We start from the raw sequence: 14,753 nt of genomic DNA, 5'->3' as shown, positions 1-14,753 counted from the left end.
CCGATCGGGATGCGCATCAAAACGGTCCAGGCGTGGTGGGTCCGCGTGCCGATTGAGGCCGCGAAGCAGCATCGCAGCGACTTTGGCCAGGTGACGACGTTCGACGCCGCCATCCTGCGCATTGAGACTGACGACGGGCTGATCGGCTGGGGCGAGGGCAAGAACGCCGCCGGCAGCGCCGGCAGCTATGGTGCGCTGGTCTACATGCTGAATCACGAGGTCGGGCCGCAGCTGATCGGCCGCGACCCCGCCGACATCGGCATGATCTGGGAGATGCTCTACAACGGCGTGCGCCATGACAGTGCCGCGCGCGCCGGCCATGCCATGCCGCAGCTGGCGCGGCGCGGCATGAGCATTGCGGCAATCAGCGCCGTCGATATCGCGCTCTGGGATATTCTGGGCAAGTCGTTGGGACAGCCGGTGTGGCGGCTCATCGGCGGCCGCAAGCTCGACCGCATGCCGGCCTACGCCTCCGGCGGCTGGGCTGCCGCCGACGCTATCGGCGAGCAGCTCAAATCCTACATCGCCAAAGGCGGCTTCAAGGCGCTGAAGATGCGCGTCGGCGCCATGGACGGCGCCCCGCACATTTCCGCCGCCCGCGTCCGCGCCGCACGGCAGGCGCTCGGTCCTGACGTCGAGTTGATGGTCGACGCGCACGGCACCTATACGGTGGCCGAGGCCAAGCGCTTCATCAGCCTGGCCAGCGATCTCGACCTCGCCTGGTTCGAGGAGCCTGTTATCGCCGACGACAAGGCTGGTATGGCCGAGGTGCGCGCCTCGGGTTCGATCCCGATCGCCACCGGCGAAAGCGAAGCGACGCGCTACGCCTTCCGCGATCTCGCGGTGCTGAAATCCGCCGACATCTTCCAGCCGGATCCGGCCTTTTGCGGCGGTATCAGCGAGGCGATGAAGATCGGCACCATCGCCAGTGCCTTCAATCTGCGCTTTGCCCCGCATCTGTGGGCCGGCGCGCCATGCTTCTTCGCCGGCCTGCATGTTTGTGCGGCCTCGCCTGCCAGTTTTACCGTCGAATATTCGCTCGGCGCCAACCCGATGATCCACGATCTTATCGAAGAGACTGTCGAAGCAAGGGACGGTATGATAGCGATCCCTGAAAAGCCGGGTCTGGGATTCACCATTTCGGAGCGGTTCCTGGAGGCGCACGCGCAACGCGGTTGACGATGAAAGAAAAGAACCTTCTGGCCGAGCTCGCCGCCTATCTCTTCGCCCATTCGGACAAGGAGACCGGCCGCACGCCTTCGGAGCGCGAACTGGCGGAGCATTTCGTCGTCAGTCGCGGCCAGATCCGCGAGGCGCTGGCCATTCTGGAGGCCATGCGCATCGTCGAGCGCCGCGCCAAATCCGGCATCTATGTCGACACCAGGCAGGCCAGTGTCGAGGCGCTGGCGCTGTTTGCCCGTGCCGGCCTGCCGCTCGACCCGGTGCAAATCTACGAGACCGTCGAACTGCGCAAGATCCACGAGATCAAGGCCGCCGAACTTGCCTGTTCGCGTGCCACCGAAGAGAATTTCGAACGCCTGCGGGAGATCCTGAAAGCCTCGGAGGAGTGCATCGCCGCCGGCGAAGGCCTCGCCAAGGAAGACCGCGAATTCCACCTCGAAATCGTGCGGGCGACCAAGAACGGCGTCTTCCACAATATCTGCAGTGTCTATTACCTGATGGGCGAGCAGCGGCTGCCGATCTACTTCAACGATCCCGAGCGCTCAGTGCGCTCGCATGCCGAGCATATCCAGATCTACGAGGCGCTGCTGCGTCGCGACGGCAATCTCGCCCAGGCGCTGATGAGCGCCCACCTGCAAGGCGCGGAAAGCTACTGGAAGGGGATCATCGAGGGCCGGGAGGCGCAAGCGCAAAGCCTGGCACTTGAGAAGGTCTAGTGCAATTCCAGGAAAGGTGTGAAACGGTTTTTCTGGGAAAAGCGCGCGGCGCTTTCCTTTGAGAATTGCGACTAGCGAGAGCCCCATGCCCAGAATCCTGTCGACGCACACGCTGCATCCGCGTGCCTCCGCAATGCTGGCGGGCGCCGGTGAACTCGTCGTCGCCTCAGCGCTCGATGCGGCCACGCTGACCGCCGAGGCGAAGCATGCCGACGTCATCATCGTTCGCGCACCGCTGCCGCCGTCGCTGTTCGAAAACGCCACGAAACTCAGAGCAGCGGTCCGCCACGGCGCCGGGCTCGACATGGTGCCGATGGAGGCCGCGGCCGCGGCCGGCGTGCTGGTCGCCAACGTGCCGGCGGTCAATGCGCGTTCGGTCGCCGAATATGTGATGTTCGCGGCCCTTGCCCTGCTTCGGCGCTTCCGTTCGGTCGACCGCGACTTGCGCGCCAAGGGCTGGAATGCCGGCCGCGACCACGCCAGCCATGCCAGCGAGCTTGCCGGCAAGACCATCGGCATCATCGGCTTCGGCGCCATCGGTCAGGCGGTCGCCCATATCGCCGCGCACGGCTTCGGCCTCGACGTCGTGGCGACGACCCGCAGCATGCAGCCGGCACCCGACAGGATCGGCTTCCTGTCGATCGATGCGCTGATCGAACAGAGCGACATCATCGTGCTCTGCTGCCCGCTGACGCCGGAAACGCGCGGCCTGATCAGCCGCGAACGCATTGCCCGCATGAAGCCGGACGCGCTTTTGATCAACATTTCGCGCGGACCGGTGATCGACGACGAGGCGCTGATCGAGGCCTTGCGCCAAGACCGGATCGGCGGCGCCGCACTCGACGTCTTTGCCACGCAGCCGCTGCCGGCAAACCATCCCTATTTCGGTTTCGACAATGTTATCGTCACCCCGCATATGGCGGGGATTACCGAGCAATCGATGATGCGCATGGGCGTGGGCGCGGCCGGCGAGACCTTGCTGGTGCTGGCCAACCGGCTGCCTGTCAATCTGCGCAATCCCGACGTGGTCGAGCATTACCGCAGACGGTTCCCGGCGGACGCGTGAACCATGTCCGGTTTTCGCTTCGCATCTCTGGTTCTCGCAGTGTCGTCGATCGTGGCCTTACCTTCGCTCGCGGCGGCACAAAGCAGCGATTATGTCTATTGCAGCAATGGGATCGTCTGCATGATGGCGCCCTGCCCGTCAGGCAATGCGCTGGATCTGACCACCGGCAATGTCGTTAAAGGCGTGGAGCTCAACACTACGGAATTGCCGCCGCTGGACAGATCGGCACCTGACCTCTCCGACAAGCTTTATGCTGGAAAACTCGTCGTCCGAGGATCGATCCAGCATCGCGGCCAGCCGAACGATCCGCCGATGCTGGTCGTTACCAAAATCGAACGCTCCTCCAAGAAAAGCGAGCGCAAGCGCTGCGCGGCACGTTGACTGCCGACCTACGGCTCGCTGCCTATCGGAGCAGCCGCTCGACTTCAGCCGCGATGCGCAGCAGATGGTGGTCGTGGCCATTGCGCGCCACCAGCATCAGTCCGGCCGGCAGCGTCATGCCGGGCATCGGCAGCGAGATCGCGCAGAGGTCGAACTGGTTGGCGACCTGGGTATTGCGCAGCAGCAGACCTTCGGTGCGTTCACGCAGAGCCGTATCCTCGGCCATCGAAACGATAGTCGGCGCTGTCACCGGCGTGGTCGGCAGAGCCAGCACATCGACCGAACCCAACCGCTCGTCCATGGCTATGCACAGTGCCGCGCGACGACGCATTGCCCTGATATAAACCGGCGTCGGTATGGCCGCCGCCCGCGACAGCGGCCCGCTGACATGGGGATCGACCGCCACCGATGCGCCCGTCGCCAGCCAGTCGGCATGGATTTCAGCACCTTCCATGGCCGCGATCGAGCCGCGTTTGGTGGCCAGGCGCAGATCGGCAATGAGGTCGTCGATCGAAATGTCCGTGAGCCACGCGCCTGCCTGCTCGATCCCGGCAAGGCTGCGATCGAACGCGGCGGCAATCTCCGTTTCCGTGTCTTCGAAAAGCAGGCCGCGCGGAATGCCGACACGAAGCCCGGCAAGCGCTAACGGCAGGGGCAGTTGCGGCATCTGCTCGCCCGTCATCGCGGCGTCAGCCAGGGCACACGCAGCAACACTCAGCGCCAGCGGCCCGATCGAATCCAGCGTCGCGGAAAGGGGATAGGCACCAGTCAGCGGCACGCGCCGCGCCGTCGGCTTGAAACCGACGACGCCGTTCAGCGATGCCGGGATGCGCACCGAACCGCCGGTGTCGGAGCCGATGGAAATGTCGCTCGTCCCCTCGCCAACGGACACGGCGGCGCCCGACGACGAACCGCCTGGAATGCGGCTGGTGTCGGCGGCATTGCCCGGTGTGCCGTAGTGCATGTTGTCGCCGATAGCGGTGAAGGCGAATTCGGTCATGTTGGTCTTGCCGATGATGACGGCGCCGGCCTGGCGCAGACGGCTGACGACCGCAGCGTCGTGCCGACGGGGCGCGGTGTCCCTCAGCATCAGCGACCCGGCCGTGGTCGGCTCGCCGGCGACATCGAACAGATCCTTGATCGACACGATGGTGCCGTCGAGCGGCCCGAGCGATACGCCGGCCTTCTTGCGCGCATCGGTGGCCTCGGCCGCTGCGCGCGCCGCCTCGGCATAGAGTTTGGTGAACACCTTCTCGCCTGCCGCGCAACTGGCAAGACGTGACAGGATGATCTCGAGACGATCGCGGATTGATTGCATGTCGATGTCGGATTCCGTCAAGGTGGAGCGTCTTTAAGGCATATGGGCCGCTAGGTCAGCGGAAGGAATAGCCCGGACAGCGTGCCTTTGCACCTGCCAGCGATAGGAAGGGACTGATGCTGTACAAAGGCAGCTGCCACTGCGGCAAGGTTGCGTTCGAATTCAAGGCGCAGCTGACCGGCGCCGTGCGGTGCAATTGTTCGATCTGCTCGCGCAAGGGCGCGCTGTTGGCCGCCATCCCGCATGACAGCCTGACGGTGCTGGCGTGGGGCGACGATCTCGGCACCTACACATTCGGCAATCATGCAATGGCGCATCGCTTCTGCCGCACCTGCGGCATCCATCCCTTTGCCGAGGATGTCAGTCAGGGCAGCGAACGCAGCGCCTACATCAACCTCAACTGCGTTGCGGATATTGATGCTGCCGGTCTGTCGATTTTCGACTTCGATGGCCGCTCGGTCTAAGCTTACCGGTAACCCGCGGCATCGGCAGGTTTGCCGGCGTCCTGTACCTCCGGAACATAGCGCCAGGCGTCCGGGCGTGAGCCGTCGAGATCGGTAAAACCATAAATCTGCGCCAACCCACCGCGCTGGACAGCGACTGGCCGTTCCAGCGCGCACGATCCGGATCCGCCGCAAGCGACGCGACCGCGCGGCCGACAAAGCGCGGCCTTTCGGAAATGACGAAATGCGGCACGTTGGCGGTGGCGTCGCGCCAATTGTCTTCGGTGACGCCAAACGCCTCCAGCATCATTTCGGAACGCAGCCAGCCGGGCGTCAGCGACACCGAGGTGGCGCCATGCGCAGCAATATCTTTGGCGTGTGCCCATGCCATGCGGTTCACCGCGACCTTGGCGAGATCGTAGAACGGCGACAGCCGATAGTGATCGGCATTGTACTCGGCGGTGCCGTCAGTGACCTCGACCAGCAGCCCGCCCGGCCGCTCGATCATCAGCGGCAGCGCATGATGCGCGGTGATCAGATGCGTGTCGATGCCGAGCCGCAACAGGCGCAGGCCGTTTTCCAGATTGTGGTCCCAGACCGGCTTATTCCACTCGAACAGCTTTTCGCCGCCCCAGACATCGTTGACCAGAATGTCGAGCCGACCCTGTTCGGCCCGGATGCGCTCGACCAGACTGCGCACATCATCAGTCACCATATGATCGACTTGCACGGCAATGCCCTTGCCGCCATGCGAAGAAACCAGCTCCGCCGTCTCCTCGATGGTTTCGGGCCGGGCATAGTCGGATTGCTGGCTGCGTGTGGTGCGCCCCGTGACATAGACGGTGGCGCCGGCGGCACCGAGCTCAACCGCGATTCCCCGCCCTGCGCCACGCGTGGCGCCGGCGACCAAAGCGACTTTTCCCTGCAATGTCATGGTACGCTCCCAAACGAAACAATGATTAATCCAGCTGGCCTTCGCCGCTCACATTATATATAAATGATCATTCGGTTATATCTGGATGTCAAGATGACTCGACCAAAAACGCAATCCGACGAGCAGGTGCTGGAAGCCGCGCTGCGATTGATTCACGATCAAGGCCCCGAGGCGCTCACCTTTGAGCGGCTGGCAAAGGCCTGCGGCCTCTCGGGCGCGACACTGGTGCAGCGCTTTGGAAACAAGGCGCAGCTGAAGCAGCGCACCTTGCTCTGTGCCTGGGGCGGTCTCGACGACAAGACCAGGATGCTGACGGCCACGGTTGCCAAAACCCCGGCAGGCGCCATCGAGCTTCTGGTGGGACTATCGCAGGGCTCTGGCGGCATCGAAGCCTATGCCGAAGGCCTGCTCGTGCTGCGCGAGGATCTGCGCGACCCCGTGCTCAGGGCGCGGGGCGCCGCCTGGAAAGCGTTCCTGAGCGAGGCCCTTGCGGCTTGCTTCGCCGGAACGCCCGACACCCCGCGCGACATCGGCCTGCTGATGGCATCGCATTGGCAGGGCTCACTGCTGTGGTGGAGTTTTGACCCGACGATCGAGGTGGCCACCTATGTCGAGGAAAGCCTCAAGTGCTTCGTTGCAGCCATCACCAAGACAGCGGCCCGAAAACCGTGATGGGCCGCTGCGCAAGCTGGGAGTGGATGTAGTCTAAGTTAGCTGGCGTGACGCAAGCTCACGCCGCTGCCCTTGTCGAACAGCACCACCTTGTCCTGATTCCAGGCAAAGCGCACCGGCTGCTCGATCTGGACATCGGTTCTGGCCGGCACCGTGGCGCGCAGCGTCGTGTCGCCGACCCGCAGAGTCAGGATCTTTTCCACGCCATGGTTCTCGACATCGTGGACGCGTGCCTCGACCGGCGCACCGCTTTCAAGATACACATCCTCAGGTCGAATACCGAAGACGAGCGGGCGACCGTCGGTCGCACCGCCCGCCTTGGCACCCCCAGAGAAAGGCAGTTCGAAATTCAGCGGCGCCATCACCGCGCGGCCGTTGACCAGCTTGCCATCGATCAGGTTCATCGGCGGCGAGCCGACGAAGCTGGCCACATAGGTATCGCGCGGATTGTTGTAGATCTCGTGCGGCGTGCCGGTCTGGATGATGCGGCCATGGTTGAGCACGCCCACCTTGTCGCCCATCGACATCGCCTCGATCTGGTCGTGAGTGACGAACAGAAAGGTGGCGCCGAGCTGGATCTGCAGGTTCTTCAGTTCCGTGCGCAGCGCCTCGCGCAGCTTGGCGTCGAGCGCCGACAGCGGTTCGTCCATCAGGAACACGCGCGGCTTGCGCACGATGGCGCGCCCGATAGAGACGCGCTGCATTTCGCCGCCTGAAAGCCGGTCGGTCTTGCGGTCGAGCAGATGCTCGATCCGCAGTGTCTTGGCCGCTCGCGCAACACGGTCCTTGATCTCGGCATCCGGCAGCCGACGTATCTTCGGCTTCAGCGGGAATTCGAGATTTTCGCGCACCGTATAGCGCGGATAGAGCGAATATTGCTGAAGCACCAGCGCCACGTCGCGCTCGGCCGCACCCCAGTCGGCGACGTCGACGCCGTCGATGAACACCTGACCCTCGGTCGGCTTTTCCAGACCCGCGATCATGCGCAGCGTCGTCGTCTTGCCCGCGCCGGTCTCGCCGAGCAGCACGAAGAACTCGCCATCGGCGATCTCGAGATCGAGCCCGGTCAGTGCGGTGTGGTTGCCGAAGCTCTTGGAAATATTCTTGAGCTGGATATGAGCCATCAGAGCCTCACCTCAAGCGACTTGCCGCTTGCCGTGTCGAAGAAATGTGCCTGCGTCGGATCGATCCTGGCGAAGACCTTTTCGCCCGGGCCGCCGACGAAGCCGCTCTTGGTGCGCGCACGCAGCATCTTGGAGCCGACCTTGAGATCGACAATGTCGAACGAGCCGAGCGGCTCGACGATCTGCGTCTCGACCGGCAAGAAACCCTCCGCCGCTTCATGGCGCACCAGCACGCCTTCGGGCCGGATGCCGAGCGCCAGCTGGCCGCCGGCATGACCGTTGAGCTTGGACAAAAGCGCGCGCGGGAACTCGAAGCCGGCGGCAGCGCCACCGACGGTGACGGAGGCCGCCGAAGCGGTCTCGGCGATCGCCGCATCGGCGACGTTCATCACCGGGCTGCCGACGAACTGCGCCACGAACAGATTGGCTGGATGCGAATAGACCTCGTCGGGCGAACCGACCTGCTGCAGCACGCCCTCATGCATGATCACGATGCGGTCGGCGAGGCTCATCGCCTCGATCTGGTCGTGCGTGACATAGATGGTGGTCGAGCCCTGTTTGATGTGCAGCCGCTTGATCTCGGCCCGCATCTCTTCGCGCAGCTTGGCGTCGAGGGCGCCGATCGGCTCGTCCATCAGCATCGCCTTCGGCCGCCGCACCAGAGCCCGGCCGATGGCCACACGCTGCATGTCGCCGCCCGACAGCGCCGACGGCTTCTTGGCCAGCAGTTCCGTAATCTGCAGCGTCTTGGCGACCGAGCGCACCTCGCTATCGATCTCGGCCTTGCTTTTGCGCGTCGCGCGCAAGGGAAAAGCAATGTTCTCATAGACGCTCATATGCGGGTAGAGCGAGAACGACTGGAACACCATGGCGATGTCGCGGTCGGCGGCCTTGAGGTGTTGCACCGGCTTGCCGTCGATGAGGATGTCACCGCCGTCGATCGTCTCCAGCCCGGCAACCGCCCTCAATGTCGTCGTCTTGCCGCAACCCGACTGACCGAGCAGCACGATGAACTCGTTGTCGTCGATCTTGAGGTTGAGGTCCTTGATGACCTGGACCGCACCGAAGAATTTCTGGACGCCGCGAAGCTCAATCTGGGTCAATGCTCTGCTCCCGGATTGCGCACCTGGCCGGTACCGGCCTTCTCCGCCGGCGCGATCTTCGAGGTGATGTTGAAGCCGATCAGGCCGATCAGGGTGATGGTCACGCCATAGCTGTGCAGCAGCAGGTTCCACGGCTGGCAAAGCGCGATGATGCCGAGGACCATCAGCACCTGAGACCCCGGTTCGAGATATTTCTGGTTGATGGCTCGAAAGCTCATTTGCGGATCGCTCCGAAGGACATGCCGCGCAGCAAATGGTTGCGGAGCAGGAAGGTGAAGATTGCGACCGGCAGCAGGAACAGGAAGGTTCCGGCGGCGATCACCGTCCAGTCGGGCAGGCCGGCGCCGACCTGGCTGGGGATGAAGGGCGGCGCCGTCTGGGCGCGGCGGTTGGTCATGATCAGCGCGAAAGCATACTCGTTCCACGCCGTGATGAAGCAGAAAACCGCGGTCGCGGCGATGCCGGTGGCGGCCTCCGGCAGCACGATCTTGAAGAAGGCTTCCATGCGGGTGTAGCCGTCGACCAGCGCTGCCTCTTCATACTCCTTCGGGATCTCGTCCATGAACCCCTTCATCAGCCACACCGAAAAGGACAGGTTGAAGGCGGTATAAAGGATGATCAGCCCGATATGGGAATCGTTGAGGCCGACGGCCCGGTACATCAGGAACATCGGGATCGCGACCACCACCGGCGGCAGCATGCGCGTCGACAGGATGAAGAAGAGCAGATCCGCCTCCCCCTTCACCTTGAAGCGCGAGAAGCCGTAGGCGGTGAAGGTACCCATGCCGACAGCCAGCACCGTCGAGGTGATGGCAATGATCAGCGAGTTCATGAAGCGGCTCGGATAGCCCGACCATTGCACCTGGCCCTTGCCGTCGCGCACGATCTTTTCACCGCCATCGAAGACGACACGTTCCCACCAGGGTGCCGCCGCATACTCTTCCGGCGACGGCGGGTTGCGCATTTGCGAGCGCTTGGTGAACAGCTTGACGAAGGGCGAAATCTCCGGCTGGAACACCACCGTGGGCGGGATGGTCGTGGCAAGGTTGCGCGGCTTGAACGCCGTCGAGGCGATCCAGTAGATCGGCGCCAGGAAGATGATCGTCACCAAAAGGACGGCGACGATGGCGACGCGATTGAAGCCGATTTCGGAAGAAGTGCGGACGGCGGCCATCTCAGCGCTCCTTCACCTTGTTGAGGTACTTGACGTAGATGTTGGTGATGGCCAGCACCATGATCAGCACGATGTAGGCGAGCGCGCAGGAGCGCCCGGTCTGCCATTCCTGGAACGCCATCTTGTACAGCCGGATAGAGATCAGCTCGGCCGTCGGCTGGCTGGTCAGGATATAGGCGAGGTCGAAGGTCTTGAACGCTTCCATGGTGCGGAAGATGACCGCGATCATCAGGATCGGCGCGACCAGCGGCAGCGTGATGCGGAAGAAGGTGTAGAACGGTCCGGCGCGGTCGATCGCCGCTGCTTCGTAGAGATGCTTCGGCACCGCTGAAAGGCCGGCCAGCGACAACAGCATGACAAAGGGCGACCACATCCAGATGTCGGTCAGCGCAACCGCATAGAGCGCCATCTTGGGATCGGCCAGCCACTCGAAATTGCCGAGGCCAAGCGCATAGTTGATGACCCCCATGACGGATCATAGAGCAGTTTCCAGAACAGACCGACGACGGCCATCGACAGCATCATCGGCAGCAGAAGCAGCGTTGTGATGAGACCCTTGAGGGGAATATCCCGGTTGAGCAGCATGGCCACGCCGAAGCCGACGAGCAGCTGACCCGCGACCGAGATGATGACGTACTTCGCGGTGATGGCGAAGTTGGACCAGACATAGGGATCGTTGAGCAGATCGCGATAATTCTGCAGCCCGACGAAATTCGCCGGCGCGTTGGTCGACGCGCGGAAATCGGTGAAGGAATAGCCCAGCGAATAGATCAGTGGGAAAATATTGAAGACGATCAGGAACAGGATCGTCGGGATTATGAAGAGGTTGCGGATCGACATGTCGCTCAAGCCGCGTGCAGCGGCCCGCGAGGAAGTGTCCAGCGTGGTGATCATCGTGGTCGCCAAGACCCTGCTCCCGTTTCGGAAAAAAAGAACGGAGGAGGCACGGATGCCTCCTCCGCGAGAAAAGCTGCTTATTGGCCGCGGCCGTATTTCTTGAACGTCGCGTTCCAGTCGCCTGCGAGCGCGTCCAGCGTTTCCTTGGCGGTGCCTTCGCCGCCGATCATGTAGGGATAGACGCGCTGGTTGAGCTGCTGCAGCAGCTCGGCATATTCCGGCACCGCCCAGAAGTCCTTCACCTTGAACATGGTCTCGTAGAAGGCCTTGTTGTACGGCGTGGCGTTCTGGAATTCCTCCGACTTGAGCACGGCGGCGCTGCAGGTGTAGCCGCCGAGCGCCGCCCACTTCTTCTGGGTCTCGTCCTTGATGAACCATTCAAGGAACTTCGTCGCCTCTTCCTGCTTCTTGGAGTAGGAGACGATGGAGATGCCCTGACCGCCGAGTGCGGCGAACTGATCGCCGTTCGGGCCTGGAGGATTGGCGAAGAAGCCGGTGTTCTTGGCGTTCGGGTTCGACGCCTCGTTGATCAGCGAGGGGAAGAACGCGAAGTAGTTCATGCTCATCGCGGCCAGGTTTTCGGTGATCGCCTGGTTGTCCTCGACGAAGAACGACTTGGCCCAGCCCGGAGGCGTGAACGTGTAGAGTTCCTTGTAGGCGTCGAGTGCGGCGATTGCCTTGTCGGAGTTGATGAAACCGTCGACCTTGTAGGTCTTGTAGTCACCCAGTTCGCCGCCGAAGGAGAACAGCGCGTTTTCGAAGCCCATCGCCATCGCGTCATAGGAATTGTCGGTGTAGATGGCGATGCCGTATCGCTTCTGATCCGGCCGATAGAAGAACTCCGCGATGTCGCGCAGCGCCTTGAAATCCTTCGGCACGTCGAGATCGTAGCCGTATTTGGCCTTGAAGGCTTCCTTTTCCTTCGGGTCCTCGAACCAGTCCTTGCGATAGGACCAGCCGACAGCGTCGCCTTCGAGCGGGATCGCCCAGTACTTGCTGCTGCCGCCCGGATACTCGGCGTAATATTTCACCGTTGCCGGCGCCATCACTTCGCCAAGCTTGTGCTTGTTGAAGAAGTCGGTCAGGTCGACATAGTGGCCGCCGGTCGAGCCGGCGCCGAGCCATTGCGAGTCGCCGACGACCATATCATAGGCGTCGCCATGGGCGTTGAACTCGGTGAAAGCCTTGGTCTGGAAGTCGGACCAGGGCGTGGTTTCCACCGTGATCTTGACGCCGGTTTCCTTCTCGTACTCGTTGCCGAGTTCCTGCAGATAATTGGCCGGATCCCATTCCGCCCAAAAGATGGTGAGCTCCTTGTCCTGCGCGTAGACGGACGTTCCGCAGGCAAGTACTAAGCCGATACCAGCAAGCAGGCTGGTCATTGTCTTGCGCATAATGATTTCCTCCCTTGTGCGCATTCTACCTTGTCATGCTAGCCGGCGGTGAAGCCGGCCTGGTAGTTCCTCCCGAGATCGCACCTTTCCGGTTCCAAGCCTCCTCGCTTTGCCGGAAACTGGATCGCAGCTCTCACTTTCGATCCGCTTTTCTGTCCTGATCTGGTATTACCAATTTTAGATAGCCGTCAAGCTCTTTCTTGGACCACCACCGGACCTTGTATAACCGGATTCTTCATGTATCCGACTGTTTTCCCTGAATTTTCCTACTCGTTGATATAGGAGAGCCTTGTTTCGGCACTGCCATCCCGGTTAACATCAATAGTGGGCATCCAAATCTGGTCGAACCAGATTGGCGCTATTTCGCCAATGCCGCTGTCGGGGCCGCATCGATTTCAGCCGTTGATTCCGCCACCGCGGCGCGCACAAGGGCGCCCGCCGCCCATTGCGCGACCGACCGCATGCCGCGGCTATCGAGCCCCCATATATCCTTCAGCACGATCAGCACTTCGACGCCGAACATCATCGACAGCGCCTGCGCCAGGCGCTTGAACTCGCGCGGCGGCAGCCGGCCCTTGAGCGGTGCGATGGCATCCTTCAGCAGCTGGACGCGATGTCCGCGCGTGAATTGCGGCTCGCCGCCCAGCGTGCCCGCCTGCCGCTGCGCCCATTGGTCGAGCGACAGTTTCAGCGCTGCCTTGAAAGTTGCCTCGAAAGCTTCGATGCGCGGCATGGCGGTATCGAACAATTCGGCAACGCGCCGCCCGGCATCGGTGGACGTCGATTGCCAGGTCAGGATCGGCCCAAGCCCCTCGTCAACCACCGCCTGCACCAGGGCTGCCTGGCTGGGGAAATAGCGATAGGCGGTGGCGCGCGACACTTGCGCCGCCTCCGCGACTTCGCTGACCGACGGGGTGACGCCCGCCTGCATCAGCCGCGTCGCCGTCTTCAGCATCAGCCGTTTTGTGCGGGCCCGTGGGCCGCGTTCGGCAGCCTCGTTGGCGTCGTCGTTCCCAGCGGCTTGTTGACGTGAGACTTCCATGTCAATACGATACGCGCGTCTCAAAAAATTGCAATGACCTTTGCCCACCGAAGGGCCGGCAAAGGGCGACAGGCGGCCCGGCGCCGGTCGGCCGGTGACGGGAGAAACGCGATGAAGCGCATCTACGTGGTGGGCACAGCCGACACCAAGGGCGAGGAACTTGCCTTCCTGGCCGATGCTATTGCCGCCACCGGCAGTTCGGTTGCCCGCGTCGACATCGGAACGCGCGGTGCCACGGTGCCGGTCGATATCCCGGCCAGCGAGGTCGCGGCGCATCATCCGGGTGGAGCCAGTGGCGTGCTCGGCATCGATGATCGCGGCACGGCAGTGACCGGCATGGGCGCCGCCTTCACCAGTTTCATTCAGTCGCGCGACGACATATCAGGCGTGATCGGCATTGGCGGCGGCGGCGGCACGTCGATCATCACTGCTGGCATGCGCGCGCTGCCGCTTGGGCTGCCCAAGATCATGGTCTCGACGCTCGCCTCCGGCGACACCGCGCCCTATGTCGACGTCTCCGACATCATCATGATGCCATCGGTCACCGATATGGCGGGACTGAACCGGCTCTCCCGCACGGTGCTGCACAACGCGGCGCAAGCGATCGCCGGCATGGCCGCAAAGCCGGCGCCGACTGCCACCGGCAAGCCGGCACTCGGGCTCACCATGTTCGGCGTCACCACGCCTTGCGTGACCGCCATCGCGGATCAGTTGCGCGCCAACTATGACTGCATGGTTTTCCACGCCACCGGCACCGGCGGCCGCTCGATGGAGAAGCTCGCGGACTCGGGCCTGCTCGCCGGCGTCATCGACATCACCACGACGGAAGTCTGCGACCTGCTGCTCGGCGGCGTGCTGCCTGCGACGGAGGACCGCTTCGGCGCCATCGCCCGCACCAAGCTGCCCTATGTAGGCTCGGTCGGCGCGCTGGACATGGTCAATTTCTGGGCGCCGCCGACCATTCCCGAGAAGTTTAGGGGCCGGCTGTTCTACGAGCACAATCCCAACGTCACACTGATGCGCACCACGGTGGATGAATGCCGCGGTATAGGCGAGTGGATCGGCACCAGGCTCGCTCGCTGCGAGGGCCCTGTGCATTTCCTGATCCCCGAAAAAGGCGTCTCGGCACTCGACATCGAGGGCGGCGCCTTCTTCGACCCCGAAGCCGACGCCGTGCTGTTCGGTGCCGTCGAGCGCACCATCAAGCCGAACGCCGCGCGCCGGGTCTCACGCCTGCCGTTGCACATCAACGATCCGGAATTTGCCAAAGCCGCAACCGCGGCCTTCCTCGACATCGCCAGATAGTG

At 63.0% G+C, this 14,753-nt stretch carries 14 protein-coding genes and 2 pseudogenes; 7 read left to right on the top strand and 9 right to left on the bottom strand.

Going from position 1 to position 14,753, the window contains the following annotated elements:
• Positions 1 to 9: 9 nt before the first annotated feature.
• The 4 genes from NLY33_RS10050 to NLY33_RS10035 all read left to right on the top strand — a co-directional run bounded on the left by NLY33_RS10050 (position 10) and on the right by NLY33_RS10035 (position 3,345).
• Positions 10 to 1,179: a mandelate racemase/muconate lactonizing enzyme family protein gene (locus NLY33_RS10050; protein ID WP_023683009.1), complete on the top strand. Its 1,170-nt coding sequence runs from the start codon at positions 10 to 12 to the stop codon at positions 1,177 to 1,179.
• 2 nt (positions 1,180 to 1,181) lie between these two features.
• Positions 1,182 to 1,898: a FadR/GntR family transcriptional regulator gene (locus tag NLY33_RS10045; RefSeq protein WP_023686625.1), complete on the top strand. Its 717-nt coding sequence runs from the start codon at positions 1,182 to 1,184 to the stop codon at positions 1,896 to 1,898.
• 85 nt (positions 1,899 to 1,983) lie between these two features.
• Positions 1,984 to 2,964: an NAD(P)-dependent oxidoreductase gene (locus NLY33_RS10040; RefSeq protein ID WP_023686626.1), complete on the top strand. Its 981-nt coding sequence runs from the start codon at positions 1,984 to 1,986 to the stop codon at positions 2,962 to 2,964.
• A gap of 3 nt (positions 2,965 to 2,967) precedes the next feature.
• On the top strand, positions 2,968 to 3,345 hold the full coding sequence (locus NLY33_RS10035; protein WP_023692018.1) for a hypothetical protein: 378 nt from the start codon (positions 2,968 to 2,970) through the stop codon (positions 3,343 to 3,345).
• 22 nt (positions 3,346 to 3,367) lie between these two features.
• Here the strand turns inward: NLY33_RS10035 and NLY33_RS10030 are convergent, their stop codons facing one another.
• A complete protein-coding gene (locus NLY33_RS10030; protein ID WP_023704243.1) occupies positions 3,368 to 4,663 on the bottom strand; it encodes an amidase in 1,296 nt (431 codons plus the stop codon).
• 116 nt (positions 4,664 to 4,779) lie between these two features.
• On the opposite strand from NLY33_RS10030, the gene NLY33_RS10025 reads away from it, so the two are divergent.
• Positions 4,780 to 5,127, top strand: a complete 348-nt coding sequence (locus NLY33_RS10025) for a GFA family protein (RefSeq protein ID WP_023704244.1) — start codon at positions 4,780 to 4,782, stop codon at positions 5,125 to 5,127.
• A 2-nt stretch (positions 5,128 to 5,129) separates the two neighbouring features.
• Here the strand turns inward: NLY33_RS10025 and NLY33_RS10020 are convergent.
• Positions 5,130 to 6,040: pseudogene (locus tag NLY33_RS10020) on the bottom strand (SDR family oxidoreductase).
• Between the two features lie 93 nt (positions 6,041 to 6,133).
• Between NLY33_RS10020 and NLY33_RS10015 the strand changes: the two are divergent.
• Positions 6,134 to 6,712, top strand: a complete 579-nt coding sequence (locus NLY33_RS10015; RefSeq protein ID WP_023704245.1) for a TetR/AcrR family transcriptional regulator — start codon at positions 6,134 to 6,136, stop codon at positions 6,710 to 6,712.
• 38 nt (positions 6,713 to 6,750) lie between these two features.
• On the opposite strand, the gene NLY33_RS10010 is transcribed toward NLY33_RS10015, so the two are convergent.
• From NLY33_RS10010 to NLY33_RS09980, 7 genes and pseudogenes are all read right to left on the bottom strand, one after another.
• The gene (locus NLY33_RS10010; protein WP_023669844.1) at positions 6,751 to 7,836 is read right to left on the bottom strand and encodes an ABC transporter ATP-binding protein; all 1,086 of its coding nucleotides are present in this window, start codon (positions 7,834 to 7,836) and stop codon (positions 6,751 to 6,753) included.
• On the bottom strand, positions 7,836 to 8,939 hold the full coding sequence (locus NLY33_RS10005) for an ABC transporter ATP-binding protein (RefSeq protein ID WP_023704246.1): 1,104 nt from the start codon (positions 8,937 to 8,939) through the stop codon (positions 7,836 to 7,838). The genes NLY33_RS10010 and NLY33_RS10005 overlap by 1 nt, the downstream gene beginning before the upstream one ends.
• Entirely contained in the window at positions 8,936 to 9,157 is a 222-nt protein-coding gene (locus tag NLY33_RS10000; protein WP_023704247.1) for a hypothetical protein, read from the bottom strand. Before NLY33_RS10000 ends, NLY33_RS10005 begins: the two co-directional genes overlap by 4 nt.
• Positions 9,154 to 10,113: a carbohydrate ABC transporter permease gene (locus NLY33_RS09995; RefSeq protein WP_023682998.1), complete on the bottom strand. Its 960-nt coding sequence runs from the start codon at positions 10,111 to 10,113 to the stop codon at positions 9,154 to 9,156. The genes NLY33_RS10000 and NLY33_RS09995 overlap by 4 nt, the downstream gene beginning before the upstream one ends.
• 1 nt (position 10,114) lies before the next feature.
• A pseudogene (locus NLY33_RS09990) lies at positions 10,115 to 11,019 on the bottom strand (carbohydrate ABC transporter permease).
• Positions 11,020 to 11,087: 68 nt separating this feature from the next.
• The gene (locus tag NLY33_RS09985) at positions 11,088 to 12,404 is read right to left on the bottom strand and encodes an ABC transporter substrate-binding protein (protein WP_023669849.1); all 1,317 of its coding nucleotides are present in this window, start codon (positions 12,402 to 12,404) and stop codon (positions 11,088 to 11,090) included.
• 358 nt (positions 12,405 to 12,762) lie between these two features.
• Complete coding sequence (locus NLY33_RS09980; RefSeq protein ID WP_023704248.1) at positions 12,763 to 13,446, bottom strand: TetR/AcrR family transcriptional regulator; 684 nt, start codon at positions 13,444 to 13,446, stop codon at positions 12,763 to 12,765.
• A 111-nt stretch (positions 13,447 to 13,557) separates the two neighbouring features.
• On the opposite strand from NLY33_RS09980, the gene NLY33_RS09975 reads away from it, so the two are divergent.
• A complete protein-coding gene (locus NLY33_RS09975; RefSeq protein ID WP_023704249.1) occupies positions 13,558 to 14,751 on the top strand; it encodes a Tm-1-like ATP-binding domain-containing protein in 1,194 nt (397 codons plus the stop codon).
• Positions 14,752 to 14,753: the final 2 nt, after the last annotated feature.

The sequence above is a fragment of the Mesorhizobium sp. C432A genome (assembly GCF_030323145.1).
Taxonomy (GTDB): Bacteria; Pseudomonadota; Alphaproteobacteria; order Rhizobiales; family Rhizobiaceae; genus Mesorhizobium.
The sequence above is the reverse complement of the archived record's forward strand: the minus strand, read 5'-3'. Positions and strand labels throughout refer to the sequence as shown.

What these genes read in the sequence shown, in the direction of transcription:
- NLY33_RS10000 (WP_023704247.1), bottom strand. Translation starts at nt 9,157, where the DNA reads ATGAGCTTTCGAGCCATCAACCAGAAATATCTCGAACCGGGGTCTCAG.
- NLY33_RS10035 (WP_023692018.1), top strand. Translation starts at nt 2,968, where the DNA reads ATGTCCGGTTTTCGCTTCGCATCTCTGGTTCTCGCAGTGTCGTCGATC.
- NLY33_RS09985 (WP_023669849.1), bottom strand. Translation starts at nt 12,404, where the DNA reads ATGCGCAAGACAATGACCAGCCTGCTTGCTGGTATCGGCTTAGTACTT.
- NLY33_RS10040 (WP_023686626.1), top strand. Translation starts at nt 1,984, where the DNA reads ATGCCCAGAATCCTGTCGACGCACACGCTGCATCCGCGTGCCTCCGCA.
- NLY33_RS09980 (WP_023704248.1), bottom strand. Translation starts at nt 13,446, where the DNA reads ATGGAAGTCTCACGTCAACAAGCCGCTGGGAACGACGACGCCAACGAG.
- NLY33_RS10025 (WP_023704244.1), top strand. Translation starts at nt 4,780, where the DNA reads ATGCTGTACAAAGGCAGCTGCCACTGCGGCAAGGTTGCGTTCGAATTC.
- NLY33_RS09975 (WP_023704249.1), top strand. Translation starts at nt 13,558, where the DNA reads ATGAAGCGCATCTACGTGGTGGGCACAGCCGACACCAAGGGCGAGGAA.
- NLY33_RS10045 (WP_023686625.1), top strand. Translation starts at nt 1,182, where the DNA reads ATGAAAGAAAAGAACCTTCTGGCCGAGCTCGCCGCCTATCTCTTCGCC.
- NLY33_RS10010 (WP_023669844.1), bottom strand. Translation starts at nt 7,836, where the DNA reads ATGGCTCATATCCAGCTCAAGAATATTTCCAAGAGCTTCGGCAACCAC.
- NLY33_RS09995 (WP_023682998.1), bottom strand. Translation starts at nt 10,113, where the DNA reads ATGGCCGCCGTCCGCACTTCTTCCGAAATCGGCTTCAATCGCGTCGCC.
- NLY33_RS10050 (WP_023683009.1), top strand. Translation starts at nt 10, where the DNA reads ATGCGCATCAAAACGGTCCAGGCGTGGTGGGTCCGCGTGCCGATTGAG.
- NLY33_RS10030 (WP_023704243.1), bottom strand. Translation starts at nt 4,663, where the DNA reads ATGCAATCAATCCGCGATCGTCTCGAGATCATCCTGTCACGTCTTGCC.
- NLY33_RS10015 (WP_023704245.1), top strand. Translation starts at nt 6,134, where the DNA reads ATGACTCGACCAAAAACGCAATCCGACGAGCAGGTGCTGGAAGCCGCG.